The following is a 17,582-nucleotide window of genomic DNA, read 5'->3' as shown; positions in this document are numbered from 1 at the left end:
TATGAATAAAATTAAAACAGGATTAGCCGCTTACGGAATGTCAGGACAGGTATTTCATGCCCCGTTTATCAGCACGAATCCGCATTTCGAACTGACGGCTATCACCGAACGAAGCAAAAACCTGGCCCGCGAACGGTATCCGCAAGCCCGCATCGTCCGCAGCTTCGACGAATTGTTGGAAGTGGACGGTCTGGAACTGGTCGTAGTCAACACTCCCGACAGTTCCCATTATGAATATGCCCGTCGCGCACTTGAAGCCGGAAAACATGTCATTGTAGAAAAACCTTTTACCCAAACGGTAGAAGAAGCCAATGAACTGGTCGCCCTCGCCGCCGGAAAAGGACTAACATTGAGTGTTTATCAGAACCGCCGTTGGGACAGCGATTTCCTGACCGTTAAGGAAATACTCGCTAAAAACCTGCTCGGACGCCTGGTCGAGTTCGAATCGACCTTCCCCCGTTTCCGCAATTTCATCAAACAAGGCACCTGGAAAGAAACAGGCGAAGCCGGCGGAGGCATGACTTACAATCTGGGAGCACATGTGATAGACCAGGCCGTGCAATTGTTCGGTATGCCGCAGGCCATCTTTGCCGACATCGCCACCTTGCGCGATAACGGTGTGGTAGACGATTATTTCATCATCCATCTCCTGAAACCCTCCAAAGCCCCTGACGTAAGAATCACCCTGAAAGCCAGCTACCTGATGTGCGAACGTGAGCCGCGTTTCATCCTGCACGGCACGGAAGGTTCTTTCGTCAAATACGGCCTCGACCGCCAGGAAGAGGACCTGACAAGCGGCCTGATGCCCGATTCCCCTCATTGGGGCGAAGAGGATTCCTCCATCTGGGGTCTCCTGCATACCGAAAAGAATACTATAAATGTACGCGAACGATATCCGAGCCTCCCAGGCAATTACGGTGCTTTCTACGAAAACATTTACCAGCATATCCGTAACGGCATCATTTTAGAAAGCGATGCCCGCGAAGTGGTAGACGTTATCCGCCTGATTGAAGCGGCATGGGAAAGCAGCCGGACAAAATCGGTTCAGAACTTATAACCCAATCCGATAAGCAAACGGGAGAAACAAATGTTGCGCTATTCTTTGATGATTTTATTCTTCTTCCGATACTCAGTCGTACTCAATCCGGTGGCATTTTTGAAAAAGCGGCTGAAGGTGGCCTGGTCTTCAAAACCCAGCATCAGGGCAATCTCTTTGGAGCTTTTGGATGAATAGAGCAGCAAGCGCTCCGCCTCTGCCTGCACCCGGTTATGGATTACGCGGATGGCCGAAGGTTGTTGGTAGCTAGACAGCAGGTTAGCCAGCGTCTTGGGCGACTTATTCAGCATATCGGCATATTCCTGCACTTGTTTCTTTTCTTTGAAATGGGTATCGACCAGAACATAAAACTTGCGAATCGTCTCGAACTGCATTCCGTTTTCCTTCCTTACGCCCTGCCTGTTTTCTGCGATACGCGTACATAATATAATAAAGCGTTTCAACAGCACGCGGAGCATTTCGTCCTGCAAATGGTCGCGACTTTCAAATTCTTCGCGCATAATCCCGGTCAGCGTCGCGATTTTCCGCCGCTCCTCACCGGACAAATCAAAGATAACGACATGCGAGGAACCGTGAAACAGCAACCCGTTGCACGAAACCTCATGGTCGTTGCCATAAATACAATAAAAATTACTGTTGAACAACAAAGACAGATACTCGCCGTCCACCCGTACAAAGTCCACATGGTGCAGATGGGACAAGGTGAGTAACTGGCCTTCTTTCAATACGACCGGTTGGTGGTCGACATCCAGCTCCAGTTGACCGGACAAAACCCATATAAACTTATACAAGGTTTTATCCTTCAGCAAAGCCTTGTTTTCATGTAAGGAGTCTGATAAAATGACTTTTCCTTTAATCTTTGTGTTCTCAAATAATAAATCTATCGTATTCATATACTTAGTGTTATCTCCATTCCGTCGGAATCTCCCCGGTATGCCTGCGGAACCAACGCGAGAAAGTGTCGTGGTTGGCAAATCCCAGCATCGTTGCAATCTGCGAAGGACGCAGACGGGTTTTCGATAACAGGTCTTTTGCTTCCAGCAATACGAACTCACTAATCCACTCGGCCGCAGAGATACCGGCTCCTTGCTTACACCGGATATTCAACTCTTGCGAAGTGATTCCTAATTTCTCTGCGTAAAAGTACGCAGGAGAATGGTGATATCTACTAATTAATGTCGCAAATTGTTGGAAAAAGAGTGAATTTTCTGTTTTCGGCGTATCAGACACCGCTTTTCCCTGTTGTAAATTTATAATCAGAGCTCTCAGGAGAGATTCGACCACCTTCGCACGCATCTCTTTCATCTGTTCTATTTGCGATTCGACAAGGTGCAGATAGATTTTTGTCTCCTCGATTTCGTCGGAAGGAATATCGCGGTACACGAGACGCTGACGGTTAATCAACAGCTCTTCGGACACATAAACAATTATTCCGGAAAACCGGGTGCTGGGAAAGGCTTCGACCGCCGTCACGTCGTCACTGGCAGCGAGCAAAAGTTGTCCGGCCGATACATCGTATGTATGGTGCAAGGCTTTACAGGTAAAAGTTCCTCCGGTACAGATTACGGCCAGGGTACCCGAGTCCAGAGGTAGCAATTTATAGTCTTCACCCTCTTTTACATATAGGATTCTCAGCGAACTTTCGAGCTTCAGTTCCGGCGTTGATACGGAATTATACAAATCAACAGGTAATATTCTTTCTGCTTTCATCATCATGTCTTTTTGTCTGTAATTTAATTTCCGGGTAAACATAAAAAGGTGTCTTTTAGTTTATTATGTTGGGTGATTTTATCTTTAGTTAAAAAAATAAGACATATTCCGAAAAACAAAATCTTTTATCAGTATCGTCTAAAAGTCATTTGATCATATATCCAATGATTCTTTTGTTAGAGGTAGGTGTAAATAAATTTAGAGGTAGGTCTATTTTCATTTAGAGGTAGGTCTAAATCGATTTACACCTACCTCTAAATAAAAAAACATTAGCTCTTTTCATTCTTTTTATCCTAAACAAAAAAGAATCACTATAGAGAGTTATCTTGATTTTTATTCGGTTCACATACAATGCGACGATTATTTTATGTATGTTTGTATGTAAAAAATCGTTACAATGAAACAAACGAATACAATTCTAGCAATCATTCTGTTGGTGGTATTGGCAGGGTGTGGAGAAAACAAACAGTCAACCGATGATTTAATCACTGTCGACGTATCGAAAAGCTATCCTAAAAAGGAACTGATTCTTCAGGATTTTATGGATGTGGAATACATTGCGCTGGAAACCACCGACGAGTTTCTTACACAAGGCTTGGTCAAAGATGTAGGAAAAAAATGCTTACTGGTAACAAACAGGAATAACGACGGGGATATTTTTATTTTTGACAGAAAAACCGGCAAAGGAGTAAGAAAGATAAACCGGCAAGGCCCAGGAGCAGAAGAATATACAAGGATTAACGAGATTATTCTCGATGAAAGCAATGGAGAAATATTCGTAAAGTCGCCGGGCAATAAAATCCTGGTGTACGACCTTTACGGAAAATTCAAACGGTGTCTGAACCTGGACTGGGAAGTTTCATCTGTTTTCGATTACGACAAAAATAATTTGATTTGCTATGATATGTCAGATTATCATAATAAAGGAAAGGACAGAAGTAAAGCATACCATGTTATTCTATCCAAACAGGACGGAAGCATCACCCGGGAGATTTTTATCCCTTTTAAAACGATTAACGCACCGATAGCGACCAATGGAAGTAACTTTGTGGCAAGTTATTCTTACCAAATACGCCTGAGCCACGGCCAATGGACACTTATGGACGCATCAGCCGACACATTGTATAACTATGCACCGGATGGAACATTAAACCCCTTTATCATAAGAACTCCCTCTGCGCATACCATGCAGCCCGAAGTTTTTCTTTATATGGGTATTCATACCGACCGTTATTATTTTATGGAAACCGTTAAAAATGTATTTAATTTTGAAAAGGGTAACGGATTCTATACAGATCAACTGGTGTACGACAAAGAAGAAAAAAACCTGTATCAAGTTGCCGTATACAATAATGACTATGCAGAAAAAAGAACCGTGGCAATGACTGCGAAATCAATTAATCGCGAAATCGAAAACGTCACCAGTCTAAATGCCTCCCCTCTCGTTGAGATTTACAAGAAAGGCCAACTGAAAGATGGCAAATTGAAAGAAATAGCCTCGAGGTTGGATGAAGAAGACAATCCGGTAATTATGCTGGTAAAACAAAAGAAATGAAAACATATCCACGTACAAACGACTTTCAGACTATCTATCTGAACACAGTCATTACAAACCCCAATATCCTTGTCGGCGACTATACGATATACAACGATTTTGTCAACGACCCGACCCAGTTCGAGAAAAACAACGTTTTATATCATTATCCGATCAATAGAGACCGGCTGATAATCGGGAAGTTCTGTTCCATCGCCTGTGGAGCGAAATTCCTTTTCAACAGTGCCAACCATACATTAGATTCCCTGTCTAATTATACATTCCCCCTATTCTTCGAAGAGTGGGGCCTGGATAAAAAAGACGTCGCCTCTGCCTGGGACAACAAAGGCGACATCGTCGTCGGCAACGACGTATGGATAGGTTATGAGGCTGTAATCATGGCAGGCGTACATATCGGAGACGGAGCTGTCATAGCAGCACGGGCAGTCGTCACCAAAGACGTCCCTCCTTATACCATCGTAGGCGGAACACCGGCCAGAGAAATACGCAAACGTTTCGACGAAGAAACAATCGCCCGGTTGCTGGAATTACAATGGTGGGACTGGCCCACCGAAAAGATACGCCGTTCTTTACCTTATATCATGGGGAAAAACTGCGGCTCGTTGCTAGACCTATAGGTTTTGCGACAGATGCTATTCCAGCTCCTTCGCATAAATATGGATAGTCTGTAATGCGTTTAGGATGGTAGCCGGAATCATTTCCCGGCATTCTATCCTCAATACCTTCTCCCAATTCTCCAAGTCCACATGCCATTTGTCGATTTGGGGGAATTGGACGAAAAGCGTTTCGATACGCTTTATATCTTGTTTATTTCTTACGGATGTCCGGAAAATCAAAATATATTTTTTCATACACATTAATAATAAATTGGAATGCAAAAGTAGGTTCTATTGCAACCCGGAAAAGACTTATTCGACGAATCACGTCATTTCAGATGACGAAACAAGGAAAATAAACTACAAACAAAGCCGGAGAAAAACTTATGGCGTTAAAGTCCTATTCCATAGACACGTATTTCAGACATTCCATGTACTGGATGTTCTATTCGAATAAATTATAATAACAGCCTGCGGGAGGAAAAGCCAAAAACCGGATACCGGAACAAATATACAACCAGCCACAGTAAAAAGCAACATGCAATAACCCAAAAACGCAGGAGCCGGTTTTTGCTCTTTCTTTATATAGTATTGAAGTGTCTGCCCCCAAAGTATCAGTACAATCCCACATATCAGGAACCAAAAGGCAAAACCACGCTCATAATCTTCCCCTACCGAATCGGCCAATCCATCTCCCAACATTTTTCCCAAAGCATCTTTTCCGATAAAGAATGCATAAATTGTATGGATAATCCCTGTCCATGTCAGGAATGTTCCGCTATACTTCCAAAGCTTCATGTTCACCATATTTATATTTAACTCTTACACGCTGCAAAGATAGATACTGCAATTTTTTGGCAATTGAAAATTAAGCCATACTTTTGTCCAAAAGCGACAAATATATGTTTATCACAGCAGGTCTATTGAATATGCTTCTAAAGCACTTCGGAACGACACAAGCAGAAATCTCAGAAATATTAACAGGCTTAAAGTATGATTATGCCATTCTGCAAAATCCGACATCTCTAATCGACGCAAACATACTGGGTGTATATCTGGAACATATCGTTAAAAAGACAGGTAATACCAGAATAGGCCTGGAAACCGGATTTCTACTGCCATTCGTCCTGACCGGGAGCTTCTTCAATATCTATAACCAAAGCAAGACCGTACGGGAGATTTTTGAGAATGAAAACCCGTTCGACCCGGCAATCAATAACATATACGCATTTGAAACGAAAAAAGATGAAAACAATTTCTCCCTCGAAATATCCCTGGACTCGCAGTTTAAACAGTCCTACCCGGTCGCATCACAACAATGGATTGAAATGCAATGCGGCTTTTTCCTTCAATATGCCTACAGTTTTACAGGAAGGTTCCTGCATCCAATACGCGTATATTCCATGTACGAGAAAGAAGGGACAAAAGACAAACTGGAGGAATACCTGGGTTGCCCCGTCATATTCAATCATGACAAACTTATTCTTATTTTCAATAAATCAGTCCTGGATTTACCAATCGTCACAGGAAATAAAGAAATGCTTGCCATTTTTGAAGATTATATGAATGAAATACAAATGCATGAAAGCGGTCAAAACAACAGTCTCTCCAGAACTGTCCGTCGCTATCTCATGCACAGCTTCTCCAACAGTAGCCTGTCTTTAAAAGATGTCGCGGAGAAATTCAATATGAGTGAACGCAATATCCAAAGAAAACTAAAGGCAGAAGGGACCTCCTATCAAAAACTCCTCAACGATTTACGCATGGAATTATCAAAAAAATATTTGAAAGAAAGAATCCCTTTGCCAGAGATAGGTTTCCTACTCGGTTTTGAAAGCCAGAGTGCATTCAATAAGTTTTTCAAGAAGCATTTCAGAAACCGTCCTTCCATGTTTAATAGTAATAACCAATCTGTTAAAACTAAAATGGAATAATTATATGAGAATCTGTATTGCACAAATTGAAGCGATACTCCCCCATGTGTGATTCCTTTTGGCAAAACAAAAGGCTTGTTGATTTATGATACTCAAACCAAGTCTATCGACATACAACGAGGGTAAATGTTAAAAATGCGACTTTGAGGAAAAATAATAATATTTCCATGAGGTTATAAAAAAATAAATTGTATATTTGCTGTTGAAAAACGTAAATTTTTTCATAGTTAAGGTTTTGGTTAATAAGAGGTGGCCCGCTTGTGAAAGCAGACCATTTCGTTTTTTTATACCTACCCATCATTTTCTTGTTATTCCATAGCTGCAAAATGGAACATACTGAAACACTGTTAGGTAAAACACTGTAAATCAAATCTATTTTTACTTGTTTTTTGCTGTAATCCAACTAAAAGGTGGACTGAAGGGAAAAAAGAAATCCCCAATAGTGATTGACTATCAGGGATTTACTTTATTTTTCATCTTGTTTCAGTGATCCGCCTGGGATTCTCCATTAGGAGTTACCACGCTGATATTTAAAACTTTATATTTTTAGCTTCAAGCATATCCCATGAATTATCCCACTAGTTTGCTACGTGCTTTTGCGGTAGTTTGCTCATGGAGAATACTGAGGACAAAGATAGTAAACTTAATTAAGTAGACAAAATCCAAAAACTTTTTATTCAGCTATGAGCAAAAGTTGTTAATTAAGACTAATCATGAGTTCTTTAAAATATATTTAATTTTTTGTAAAGTCATGCTCAAAAGCATTTCTTGATAAATATAGCATAAATTTTTGCAACAAGTCATCTGAGTACGGAGACTTATAATGTGCTACTCTTGTTATATTAAATTTTAGTAATTTACCTCTTTGAGATAATGATTTTTCATTATCTATTTTGTAACCAGTGAAAACTGAACCATTAAACACAGAATATTTTAATATATCTTTATTAGCAACTCTAATTTTCCTAAAGACTTTTATCCCATTAGCAAATTCAGAGAATATTTTGTGTAGTTCTTTATATCTCTTTTTCCATGATTCTTGGATTGTAGAAGATGTATTGTCTAGTTCACTCAAATTAATTTTTGCGATGCCTTCTTTATTAAATACAGTTAGATCTAAAGGTGATAGACTTACAGATTGGAATGTTGAGAAACGTGCTACTTTTAGTAAATTTGATGGTAAGGTAACATCTTCTATCACTTCAACGGTTGCAAGTTGTCCTTTTTTATAATTCTGAAACGTTTCTTTTTCTATTGTTTCTAATTCAACTAATAAACCTATATTATAGTTTCTATCTCTTTTACCATCTTTTCTTAAGCTAATATTACAAGGTTGAACTAACAATATATATTCTTTGCCTTGAATGTTGAAAATATCACCATTAGACAAAGGGTAATGTAAACTGTTTTGAATATTATCTTTGATGTAAAGTTCTTTGTGTCTTAAGTCTAATACTTGAGTTTTGTCAAAAGGGGTTTCACCGCCAGTCTTAATACTTTCTATTTGTCTGATTTTTTCTAGGCATTGATTTATTTTTGTCCTACGTGCATTAGATACTAAAGTACTTAATGCATTGTATGAAGTGATTATATCTGATACTCTAATTAAAGTATCCATTTCCCAGACACCTTCCTTTCTTGAACTCTTTTGAATAATATGATTAAATGATTCTGGAGTAAGTTGAATAATTTCATTAATAGCATCTTTAAAAGAATTTCCTAATATATTTGCAGCCTCTTTTTTAAGAACCTCTACTTCGTTTATTAATAATGTATTTCTAATACCTTCAGCTAATCCAGGCAAATAGGAATCGTTTTGAAATCTTTTTTTAGAAATAGTATAAAACTTTTCTTTGTCTAAATGATGAGTTTTGCAATATTCACACCTTCTATCATATTCATCATTTATATTGAATAGATGAGAAAATATGCCACAATATAGAAATTTACAAACAGTTGAGTCTTGAAGCAACTCAAAGGCTAAATCTCTTCCATCTCTATTATCAGGTAAAGGAGCATGCTTAAACTCAATGTCAAAAAGGAATAATATTTTGGTATTATTGCTTAATTCATTAATTATAGAACTCTTTTGAACAATCCATTCAGAAGGAGCAAGTAATTCTATCTTATCTTTTAAAATCGTTTTAAGTCTTAATGGAGCTACTGAATTTGATAATTCTTCAAGATTGTTCTCAAAGCGTAATATTTTTAGGTATAATTCTCTTTTTTCTTCATCACTCTTATCATCCCATAATTTTGTGATTTCTTTCTCAAAAACAGGCTCTGGGAGTTCCCAATTTAGAAAATCTAATTCACATGGTTTATTATTGTAATGGGCTTTTAATTTACCGACAAAAGCTTCTTTTAATTCATTAATAGAGCATCGATCATCAACATACACTATTTTTTTTATTCCTAGCTTATCTAGAAAGTTCAATATAGCAGTTTTTGCTTGTGCTTCAAATTTACAGTTAATTTCAACAGAACTAACTTTTTGTTCACTTGTATTCATTGATAATATTTGAAAAGTTTATAGCAAAAATATATTTTCTTCCATGTTCATTTCTGGAAGGTTCCAAAGCTATTGTGCATTTGGAAGAATCTAATAATTGTTGGATGATAAATAGTCCAAGTCCTCTACCTTCTCCTTTAGGCTTAGTTGTTACAAATGGCTCAAACAACATATTTTCAATGGCAGGGGATATCCCATAACCATTGTCGTAAAAATATATCCAAGGTGATTCTATTTTTATTGTGATTGAAGGCTTGCAATTGGGATCGTTACCTTTTAACTTAATTAACCAATATTCTGAATTTGAAATTAAATTATCAATTATTTGAACAATTTTCCCCCGATTAATAGATATTGAGAAATCAGCTTCCAGAAAAATGGTAAAATCAATGCTGTTTTTCTGTAATCTATTTTTGTAATATTCACTTTCTTCCTTAAAAAAAAGTGAGAGTTTTATTTCTGACTTCTTCTCTCTATTGTACTTTAAAGTAGGGTCAAGGTGCTTTAATTGTATCTTGAGACCATTTACAGTAGAATTAATATATTCAAAAAATACATATAAGTCTGAATCTGTGATATTTTTCCCGTGTAATTTAGCTCCATAGAATGATGCTCTTTCAGCTAATCTATCTGCTATAGAAGAGAATTCGTGGCTAACGGATTCCGCTGTTAGTCCTAAACTAGCTAATTCGGAAAAATTCATTAATTGTTCTTCTAGTATCTGGATTTTAGGTTCAAGAATATTGATTACTTCATTTAACTTTTCTGTTCTAGATATTACTTTTTCTAATTTTTCTAAAGTATTCTGGATTTCCTTTAATTTACTTAGCAGAAAATTTATATTTTCGGCTGCTTCTTTTTCTAAGTCTGTAGAAAATATGGGATTGTTTTTTACCGTTTTAACTAATCGGTCAGATTCTTCTATTGCCTTGTCTACAGATATTACTGCATTTTTGAATTCATCTTTAACTTCTTCAGTCTTTAACTTTGTTTCTTTAAGCTGACTAAATGCTTGATTAACAGTTTTGATACCGCTATTCTCGGTTTTATATGTTTTGAGAAAATCATTGTAAGTTCTTCTTATATGCTCTTGATAACGATTTATTTCATCTCTGATAAAAAAGCATAGAACGAAAAAGTTACGTGAATATGGATTGGAAACTAAACCTTCTCTGTCTGTTTTATCCTTTAATTTATCATTAATACCTTCATCAATTGAAAAATAACCAATAACATTTGCTGGTCTAAGTGGATAATATGAACTACCTTTTGTTTGAGAATCTCCTAATCTAAGCCAATCATCTCCATCAATTCCAAAAGGTTTTACAGCAAATCCATTTCTGAATAATTTGATTCCAGCTTGGCTTTGAGCAAATTCTCTATAGTTAGATAGCTTTCCAAAAATTTCTTTGATGTTTTCGTCATATGACATCCAATTGTCGTAAGTAAATTCATCAATAATCCCATTAAAGGAACCAGGATTAGCTCTTTCACCATCAAAAATTTCAAGTCCGCCTATGTCTTTTTTAAAATCAAATTTTTTTTCAAATTTTATAAAGAAAGAATTATCACACTTTTCTATATCTGGCTGTTTCTTAGATAAATAGTCGTAAAATTTCCTTCCATTATCTATCTCTAGAAAATTCTTGAAATCTTCTTGATTGTTACCTATGAATTTTGATAATTTTGTTTTTCCTTGAATTGTAATACTGGAACCATCAAAATTGAATTTAAAACGCGATATAGCTAAATCCCTTAATTCATCATTAGATTTATCAAGATTGATATTTATTCCATTGATTTTGAGGTAGACATCAAAAGGTCTATTTTCTTTATAGGGAGAAATGATCTGTGACACTTGTCCTTTAAAATTTTCCAAGTTTTTACCATCCCAAACTTCTGAATGATTAAGATTTGCTAGAATTAAAGTCGTCCCTTTTATTTTTTGAGGAGTGAAATGTTCTGCTTGAATTCTAACTTCACTTAATGCATCCTCTTTTTCAAAGTCTTTCCAGTTAAAAGCAATATGTGTACCTGATTCCTTTTCTTCATTTGTAAATATTTCACATATATCAGCTAGACGTTGTGTACTTAAACGTCCAAGACCTTTGTCTCCAAGTGGTGTTCTACCACCTGGGGTTTTCTTTTTTGCTTCCTTTAATTCCCTTTTTTGTGAATAAGAAATCAGTAACCATGATTTCATAATAGTATTCTCACTCATACCAAATCCGTCATCTTCAACTACAATAAAACCTCTATGATTCGGATAGAAAAGTTTTTCTTTGGTATATTGCCCTGTAGTATTTATTTCAATTGAAACATAGGTCGCATCAGCATCAAAAGAATTTTTTATTAACTCTAGTAAAGCTGTAATTTCATCGGAAACTAGTTGTTCTCCAAGTTGTTTTACGATATGAGGTGTTATATCAAAATGATATTCTTGATTAATCATTAACTTAAATTTTAAAAATTAGAATCTTTTCTTTACTCATTGTTTCTGAGAAATTATTTCTTCCAGGCATTCGCTTACTTAATATTTCTCTTTCTAAATCAGTAAATATATTTACACCTTTTGATGCAAATAGCTCTTTTAGAATCAGATCATTATGCACCATTTGTTTATTTACGTTTCTATTCCCAATAGTCCAAACCATAAAAGAACCTTTTTCCATTTTGGGAAGCATATTGTCAATGCTTTTATTTAAATCATAAATAAATCTCGTAACTTTTTCTGCTTTTTTTCTTTCTGCATCTTTAAATTGAGTGACAAATTTTTTTAGAGTCCTCGACTTACTAAATATTATATCTTCAATATTATTTATGTTACTTTTTGTCTGTCCCCCTAAACTCCTTGTATCAATAATTTGAGTGTTTTCTAAATAATTAAGATCTATGTCGTTGTCTATATCTTGAACAGGAATCCATTGTAATGGCAAATAGGAAAATTGACCATAAGTTACTGTTGTTTGATTGTCTCCATAAGGTGGAGAGGTAACAAGTAAATTGAAAGACTTCGTTGTTCTAATTTCTTTATTAGTGTCTCCCCATATAACTTCTGTCTCTTTTAAGTACTTCCCCTCTTTTATATATCCTTTTAGTGATAATACTGCAATATAATCACTAATATTTTTGATATTTTTTTTAGATACAGATGCAAACGTTTTTAGAACGGAAACTTCTCTTGTTCTTATATCTTCAAGTGATCTCATATGCATTTTAAAAGTAGAAGTTCTATCGTTGCTTGTGAGTCGAATTACTTCAGCTAAAACAACCCAAAAGAATTTTCTAATTTTTATTATAGGTTCTTTATTGATAGCCCGAAATATTTTCGACAAATCAATTTGCACATTTTTAGTGAACCATTTATCAATATTAGGAAAAGTAACTTCAATAAAATGAGATTGATCTATATTAATGTAATTGATAATTCTTGCTTCAGCCTCATCAAGTTCTTCTTTTAAGTAATAGGTTGTTTTTACTTGGCTCAATAACAATGATAATGGATTTATATCTTGTCCAAAAACATTCATGCCATATTTCATACCTGTCACTAAAGTATTTGAGGCTCCCATAAATGGGTCTAGTAACGAAACTTCATTATTTAAAACATCTGAAAGTTCTTCTATTATTGGTTCTTGAACCGATGGAACCATCATAGCCGGATAATTGAGAAGACTACGAGCGAAATCACTTCTGCTATAATTCTCTCCATTAAGCACTTCGCTGCTAATAGATCTTATATTTCTCTTTATTTTTTTTTCTGATATTGCCATTTATTAATTCTGTTATAGCGATCTTATCAAAATGAAACTATATATATCAAGTCTGACTCTTTGTATACAAAGAACAGACCTTGTTGACATAGGGTTTTGTATATTCCCATATGTTTCACAAAGTTAAGCGTTTTTTTTGAGTATCTTCCATGTTGGCAATAAATATTCTTCTGATTTGGTTGAGTGCATGAGGGAGTTCTTAAGAACGTAGGAACTAAAGGTCTATAACTTACGCTTTTTCTTCTTCTTGGGACGTTTTAGAATTTGTTCTTCAGAAAAAGAACTGTATGTTCCTACTAAGCCAAAGATATTAAATGTGTTATAGACTTGGCTATCTTTTTGATTACTTGCTCCCTTGTTTTCAAGATTGACTGAAAACAAGTTTTCTTGATTGCTATCTTGGCTTATTGCTATTTTTCTTTCACATGATTGAGAATCTAGTTCTTGTAGTTTAAATTGTTCTGAAATAGAGCCATTCGTCATAGTGTTGCGATAGGTAAATGACTCTTTTGGTTGGCGATTGTAATTGAATAGTTTATCAAAGCCTTGTTCTAATTGCAGGAACAAGTTTACTCGATCAAAACCTCCTTTGATTATTCCGCTCTTGGTGTTTTTATGGTTTGTTAGTGGCGACAGCTTCTTTTTATTTACTTGGTCTTTTCGGCTCACAATCAAATGGCAGTGTATATTCAGTTCATTATTTGAGCGGTTACGATCAAAATGAATTTTACCATAAAACTTTATATCTGTAGTAGATAGTTGTTTATTGAAATTCTTAGCATATTCGGGAATAAATACTTCACGAATATAACGTTTCATGGCTTCGGCTTGCTCCTGCTCTGTATTACCCATTGCTTGAATCTCCTTTTCCGATGGACTGACATGGATAGCATAAAACTTAGCGTCCGTTTTTAGGAGTTGCCCGATATTTGCATCTATATCCTTTATAACCTTTGATTTATAGATGTTATCTTCTGTCAGATTGAAAAAGCCTTCGGTATAGATTCCTTTCTCCATTCGTTCCAAATCTTCATGTTCCATATAATTAGCTAGTCGTCGGCTACTTCCTGCATTATTGTATGTTCCGTTTGATGGTGGGGCAAAGTCTATGTGCATAATCCTATGTGTTTATAAGATTACTGATTTCGGTTTTCAGATTCTCTTTCCTTTTACTATCCATCACACCGCAAGCAGATAGTTCTGAGTAAAGTTGTATCAGGTGAAGCAACTTTTTATAATCTCGTTGTTGTATTTGATAGAGTGCGTTAATCTGTTTCGATTGGTTGTTTATCACATCGGCATGATTGCCGAACTGCTCACTTAACTTTTTCAGTACGGCTGTTTGTCTCTCCTCACTGGCTTCCAGATGAGAGAGAATAAGAGCTTCTAAAGTTTTGCTGATAGCATCGAAGCGTAAAGCTATAGAATTTGTTGCCCGTATCATGGGATTCAGTTCTTCTTCCTCATAGTGACGAATGAAGCGGATAATATCATCCTGTCTCTTATTTATTTTCGCCAGTTCCGATTTTACAGATTCAGATGCTTCGGATGGGTTGATATGTGCCTTATCTATATACCCGAACGCCAACTTTACAACTTCACTCTTTTTCAGTGAATATCGTTTGCATATCTTCTCTACCAAAGCTGCCGTTTCCTTGTCTATGGAAATGGTAGTGAATATCGTTTTTCGACTGTTATTTGGCATCCTAATTACTTTTTTATAGAAATATGAATAGATAAATACCTGATAATAAGCATTGCAAAGAGAATGTTTATTATAAGTGTCATTACAGCGTGTTCTTGTAACACGCTAAAGCCGAAGGCTTTGCCCCGCAGGGCAAGAGGGAAGAACAGGACTTGTCCAGTTCCCTCTTGCTCGATTTAGCGAAACGAGCTGAACCGATAGGTGAAGTCGTTTCTGTTAAATCGGGGTGACAACACAAAGAAATAGATCGCACACAGGCTTCTTCCTTCTACTACATTTTGCTATCAGGGCTGATTTGTCAACTGATTGTCTTTTTCAAACCGTTTGTAGGTTTGGGAGTCGGCACGTTCACGAACAAAAGCTCGAATATCTACAGCCCGATAATAGGTTTTCCTTCCGATAGTGAAATAAGGAAGTTGATTATTTACTCTGTAGCGTTGAAGAGTTCGGAAAGATACTTTCAGGAGAAAAGCTAAATCCTGATTATCAAGAATCTTCTCATTATCATCTAGTACTGTATCAGTATTAATAAGAGATTTCAAATCTTGTCCGATTACGGTGAGTTTTTTGGATAGTTTTTCCATCCACTTCTCGAAGTTTTCATTGTCTATATACATTTTGCTTCATTTTTTAGTTCAACATTATTATTTTCAATCGATTGATGAAGCAAAGTACGGTAAATGGATGCAAATAAGTTAGGGGTGTAGTATATCTACTCCCCTAACAATTGTTGGTAAGTTCTTGATTTATAGATAGCCTTTCTTTTTACTTTCTTCGGCAATAGCTTTGCGAAGTGTATCTAAAAATTCAGTTACTTTAGATGGCTTGCGCTTTATGACGCTTTCGTGTTTCTTGTGAACATCTCCTAATTTGATATTAAAGAGGTGTTCAAATGCTCTCCCAATTTCTGTTAATGGAGATTTTGTTCCGGCATGGGTTACTACTCTTTGTGATAGGAATAGTCCACTAATCAACTCCATGATTTCAACTAGGTTGGTATTGTCGGTCAAATAGAGTGGTGAAGGTGGAAGGCTGTTTATTCTATTTTGAAATTGGCTGGGGTACTGAATTTTTAGATTCAGCAGTTCCATTTCTGCGGTAATAGTAGCCTGTACCTTTTGTATGAACAGCTTTTTAAGCGCATTTTTCCCCCTGCCCGTAAAGAGGTATTGTTTCAAGTAAAGCTATCTCGATACGGGTAGCTGCAAGAATTCGATAAGTAGTTGAATAATCATTTCCATTACTTATAGTTCTAATCTGTTCAACAAATTCGCCATAGGCTTCTTGCATTTCATTATTAGTTACTTCTTGTGAGGTTTCAGAGAATAGTCCGAACATCCTCATGTTTAACAATACATTCATAAGCATAATTTTAATGGTAAGTATTATATAGAAAGACTTAACGTTTGATTTCATGCTTTTATATTACCAATAAATATCCATTATGCCAGAAAATACTAAAATCAATCTACGAATATGAATCTAAACTAAATGAGCTTCTTTCTTTAGAAAAGAATGAAGTGATTTGATAGAACTAAACACATATCCTTGATTTTCCTTTTCTAATTTCTTCATTTTTGAGAGTGAGGCTATCCATGCAGCAGATAAGCATTGTATTCCAACTTTACTACAAGCGGTAATATCGGAAAATTCATCTCCAACATATACCATTTCTGCTGGTTGGATATTATATTTTGACATTAGTTCCGTCATTGATTCCGCTTTTGTGTTTCTATCTGGCGATCCGATTGAAATACTATCAAAAAGAGCTTCCATTTCAAAATGGTGAAGCGTAATATCACAACTCCTTTGACCTTTACCTGTTATTAAAGATACAATAATTGAGTTCTTCTTCAATTCTGTTATCAATTCTCTTATCCCTGCAAATGGTTGAATGTAGACTGTGTGCATTTCTTTGTATTTCACATAAAAATCAATCAGAGCTTTTTCCCAATCTTCTGAAACGACCTCTTTAATCATTCCCTCTTCATTAAGTCCGAATGTTTTCACAATATCATCTTCTGACAATATTTTTGATGCATAGGGAGATACTGCCTGCTTAAAGGCTTCGATACACATTGGGATTGTATCGGCAATTGTACCATCCAAATCAAAAGCGACCAATTTTATCATAGTTTCTTAGTTTGATTGATTTGACGTATCACTTTACATGGATTTCCAACGGCTAAACTATTTGCCGGAATATCTTTTGTAACAACACTACCTGCTCCAATTACACTACCGTACCCAATTGTTATTCCGGGAAGGATTATTACACCTCCACCAATCCAGCATCCATCCTCAATTGTAATAGGCAAAGCGTAAGTGCGGCGAACTCGTTTTATTCCATCTTCTGTTTCAACAGGTGCTAGCCGTTCATCTAAATCAATAGGGTGAGTTGCTGTATAAAGCTGAACATTAGGGGCAATGAGAACATTACTTCCGATAGTGATTTTATTACAATCCACAAAGGTACAACCAGTATTTACAGTAACATTATCCCCTATATGTATATTGCAGCCATAATCACAAATAAATGGACTGGCAACCGAAACTTTCATTCCGATACTACCTAGCATCTTTTTTAGCAAGCTGTGTTTTTCTTCTTTATCCTCATAAGGTAATGAATTATATTTCATTAATAACTTATGTGTTCGGGTCTTTAAATTCAAGAAAACTTGGTTATGACAATCATACCATTCACCAGCCAGACATTTTTCCATTTCTGTTTTCATAATTG

Annotated in this window: 18 protein-coding genes; 4 read left to right on the top strand and 14 right to left on the bottom strand. The window is 36.2% G+C overall.

Annotated features, from left to right (window positions below):
* Position 1 precedes the first annotated feature (1 nt).
* Entirely contained in the window at positions 2-1,057 is a 1,056-nt protein-coding gene (locus tag DWW91_RS08185; RefSeq protein ID WP_122327433.1) for a Gfo/Idh/MocA family oxidoreductase, read from the top strand.
* Between the two features lie 38 nt (positions 1,058-1,095).
* Here DWW91_RS08185 and DWW91_RS08180 read toward each other — a convergent pair whose 3' ends face one another.
* Complete coding sequence (locus tag DWW91_RS08180; RefSeq protein WP_122327432.1) at positions 1,096-1,950, bottom strand: helix-turn-helix transcriptional regulator; 855 nt, start codon at positions 1,948-1,950, stop codon at positions 1,096-1,098.
* Positions 1,951-1,960: 10 nt separating this feature from the next.
* Positions 1,961-2,773 carry a helix-turn-helix domain-containing protein gene (locus DWW91_RS08175; RefSeq protein WP_229061194.1) on the bottom strand — a complete coding sequence of 271 codons (813 nt, stop codon included), beginning with the start codon at positions 2,771-2,773 and terminating at the stop codon, positions 1,961-1,963.
* Between the two features lie 391 nt (positions 2,774-3,164).
* Here DWW91_RS08175 and DWW91_RS08170 point away from each other — a divergent pair, with 391 nt between their 5' ends.
* Both DWW91_RS08170 and DWW91_RS08165 read left to right on the top strand, forming a co-directional pair.
* Positions 3,165-4,322: a 6-bladed beta-propeller gene (locus DWW91_RS08170; protein WP_122327431.1), complete on the top strand. Its 1,158-nt coding sequence runs from the start codon at positions 3,165-3,167 to the stop codon at positions 4,320-4,322.
* Positions 4,319-4,939: a CatB-related O-acetyltransferase gene (locus tag DWW91_RS08165; protein WP_046147161.1), complete on the top strand. Its 621-nt coding sequence runs from the start codon at positions 4,319-4,321 to the stop codon at positions 4,937-4,939. The genes DWW91_RS08170 and DWW91_RS08165 overlap by 4 nt, the downstream gene beginning before the upstream one ends.
* A 15-nt stretch (positions 4,940-4,954) precedes the next feature.
* Here DWW91_RS08165 and DWW91_RS08160 read toward each other — a convergent pair whose 3' ends face one another.
* A complete protein-coding gene (locus DWW91_RS08160) occupies positions 4,955-5,173 on the bottom strand; it encodes a hypothetical protein (RefSeq protein WP_010803027.1) in 219 nt (72 codons plus the stop codon).
* Positions 5,174-5,338: 165 nt separating this feature from the next.
* A complete protein-coding gene (locus DWW91_RS08155) occupies positions 5,339-5,716 on the bottom strand; it encodes a DUF6463 family protein (protein WP_122327526.1) in 378 nt (125 codons plus the stop codon).
* A gap of 104 nt (positions 5,717-5,820) precedes the next feature.
* On the opposite strand from DWW91_RS08155, the gene DWW91_RS08150 reads away from it, so the two are divergent.
* Entirely contained in the window at positions 5,821-6,852 is a 1,032-nt protein-coding gene (locus DWW91_RS08150) for a helix-turn-helix transcriptional regulator (protein WP_122327525.1), read from the top strand.
* A gap of 733 nt (positions 6,853-7,585) precedes the next feature.
* On the opposite strand, the gene DWW91_RS08140 is transcribed toward DWW91_RS08150, so the two are convergent.
* The 10 genes from DWW91_RS08140 to DWW91_RS08090 form a co-directional block, all read right to left on the bottom strand.
* Positions 7,586-9,364: a hypothetical protein gene (locus tag DWW91_RS08140; RefSeq protein ID WP_122327429.1), complete on the bottom strand. Its 1,779-nt coding sequence runs from the start codon at positions 9,362-9,364 to the stop codon at positions 7,586-7,588.
* A complete protein-coding gene (locus DWW91_RS08135) occupies positions 9,351-11,816 on the bottom strand; it encodes a sensor histidine kinase (protein ID WP_122327428.1) in 2,466 nt (821 codons plus the stop codon). The genes DWW91_RS08140 and DWW91_RS08135 overlap by 14 nt, the downstream gene beginning before the upstream one ends.
* Before the next feature lie 4 nt (positions 11,817-11,820).
* Positions 11,821-13,137 (bottom strand): hypothetical protein, encoded by a 1,317-nt coding sequence (locus tag DWW91_RS08130; protein WP_090615493.1) that lies wholly within the window; start codon positions 13,135-13,137, stop codon positions 11,821-11,823.
* A gap of 222 nt (positions 13,138-13,359) precedes the next feature.
* Positions 13,360-14,253: a DUF5712 family protein gene (locus DWW91_RS08125; protein ID WP_122327427.1), complete on the bottom strand. Its 894-nt coding sequence runs from the start codon at positions 14,251-14,253 to the stop codon at positions 13,360-13,362.
* Positions 14,254-14,257: 4 nt separating this feature from the next.
* Positions 14,258-14,842: a BfmA/BtgA family mobilization protein gene (locus tag DWW91_RS08120; protein ID WP_122327426.1), complete on the bottom strand. Its 585-nt coding sequence runs from the start codon at positions 14,840-14,842 to the stop codon at positions 14,258-14,260.
* 284 nt (positions 14,843-15,126) lie between these two features.
* Positions 15,127-15,459, bottom strand: a complete 333-nt coding sequence (locus DWW91_RS08110) for a helix-turn-helix domain-containing protein (RefSeq protein WP_007478806.1) — start codon at positions 15,457-15,459, stop codon at positions 15,127-15,129.
* A 129-nt stretch (positions 15,460-15,588) separates the two neighbouring features.
* A complete protein-coding gene (locus DWW91_RS08105; RefSeq protein ID WP_010535371.1) occupies positions 15,589-15,933 on the bottom strand; it encodes an RteC domain-containing protein in 345 nt (114 codons plus the stop codon).
* A gap of 43 nt (positions 15,934-15,976) precedes the next feature.
* Positions 15,977-16,204, bottom strand: coding sequence for a hypothetical protein (locus tag DWW91_RS08100; protein ID WP_173664699.1), 228 nt, complete (start codon positions 16,202-16,204; stop codon positions 15,977-15,979).
* A 120-nt stretch (positions 16,205-16,324) separates the two neighbouring features.
* Positions 16,325-16,975, bottom strand: coding sequence for an HAD family hydrolase (locus DWW91_RS08095; protein ID WP_032536112.1), 651 nt, complete (start codon positions 16,973-16,975; stop codon positions 16,325-16,327).
* On the bottom strand, positions 16,972-17,577 hold the full coding sequence (locus DWW91_RS08090) for a sugar O-acetyltransferase (RefSeq protein ID WP_032536113.1): 606 nt from the start codon (positions 17,575-17,577) through the stop codon (positions 16,972-16,974). Before DWW91_RS08090 ends, DWW91_RS08095 begins: the two co-directional genes overlap by 4 nt.
* Positions 17,578-17,582: the final 5 nt, after the last annotated feature.

It is taken from the genome of Parabacteroides sp. AF17-3 (assembly GCF_003635445.1).
Lineage (GTDB): Bacteria > Bacteroidota > Bacteroidia > Bacteroidales > Tannerellaceae > Parabacteroides > Parabacteroides goldsteinii.
This window is presented reverse-complemented; position numbering and strand designations above follow the sequence as displayed.

Coding starts and splice junctions, on each gene's coding strand:
- DWW91_RS08185 (WP_122327433.1), top strand. CDS start 2: ATGAATAAAATTAAAACAGGATTAGCCGCTTACGGAATGTCAGGACAG.
- DWW91_RS08180 (WP_122327432.1), bottom strand. CDS start 1,950: ATGAATACGATAGATTTATTATTTGAGAACACAAAGATTAAAGGAAAA.
- DWW91_RS08175 (WP_229061194.1), bottom strand. CDS start 2,773: ATGATGATGAAAGCAGAAAGAATATTACCTGTTGATTTGTATAATTCC.
- DWW91_RS08170 (WP_122327431.1), top strand. CDS start 3,165: ATGAAACAAACGAATACAATTCTAGCAATCATTCTGTTGGTGGTATTG.
- DWW91_RS08165 (WP_046147161.1), top strand. CDS start 4,319: ATGAAAACATATCCACGTACAAACGACTTTCAGACTATCTATCTGAAC.
- DWW91_RS08160 (WP_010803027.1), bottom strand. CDS start 5,173: ATGAAAAAATATATTTTGATTTTCCGGACATCCGTAAGAAATAAACAA.
- DWW91_RS08155 (WP_122327526.1), bottom strand. CDS start 5,716: ATGAAGCTTTGGAAGTATAGCGGAACATTCCTGACATGGACAGGGATT.
- DWW91_RS08150 (WP_122327525.1), top strand. CDS start 5,821: ATGTTTATCACAGCAGGTCTATTGAATATGCTTCTAAAGCACTTCGGA.
- DWW91_RS08140 (WP_122327429.1), bottom strand. CDS start 9,364: ATGAATACAAGTGAACAAAAAGTTAGTTCTGTTGAAATTAACTGTAAA.
- DWW91_RS08135 (WP_122327428.1), bottom strand. CDS start 11,816: ATGATTAATCAAGAATATCATTTTGATATAACACCTCATATCGTAAAA.
- DWW91_RS08130 (WP_090615493.1), bottom strand. CDS start 13,137: ATGGCAATATCAGAAAAAAAAATAAAGAGAAATATAAGATCTATTAGC.
- DWW91_RS08125 (WP_122327427.1), bottom strand. CDS start 14,253: ATGCACATAGACTTTGCCCCACCATCAAACGGAACATACAATAATGCA.
- DWW91_RS08120 (WP_122327426.1), bottom strand. CDS start 14,842: ATGCCAAATAACAGTCGAAAAACGATATTCACTACCATTTCCATAGAC.
- DWW91_RS08110 (WP_007478806.1), bottom strand. CDS start 15,459: ATGTATATAGACAATGAAAACTTCGAGAAGTGGATGGAAAAACTATCC.
- DWW91_RS08105 (WP_010535371.1), bottom strand. CDS start 15,933: ATGGAACTGCTGAATCTAAAAATTCAGTACCCCAGCCAATTTCAAAAT.
- DWW91_RS08100 (WP_173664699.1), bottom strand. CDS start 16,204: ATGAATGTATTGTTAAACATGAGGATGTTCGGACTATTCTCTGAAACC.
- DWW91_RS08095 (WP_032536112.1), bottom strand. CDS start 16,975: ATGATAAAATTGGTCGCTTTTGATTTGGATGGTACAATTGCCGATACA.
- DWW91_RS08090 (WP_032536113.1), bottom strand. CDS start 17,577: ATGAAAACAGAAATGGAAAAATGTCTGGCTGGTGAATGGTATGATTGT.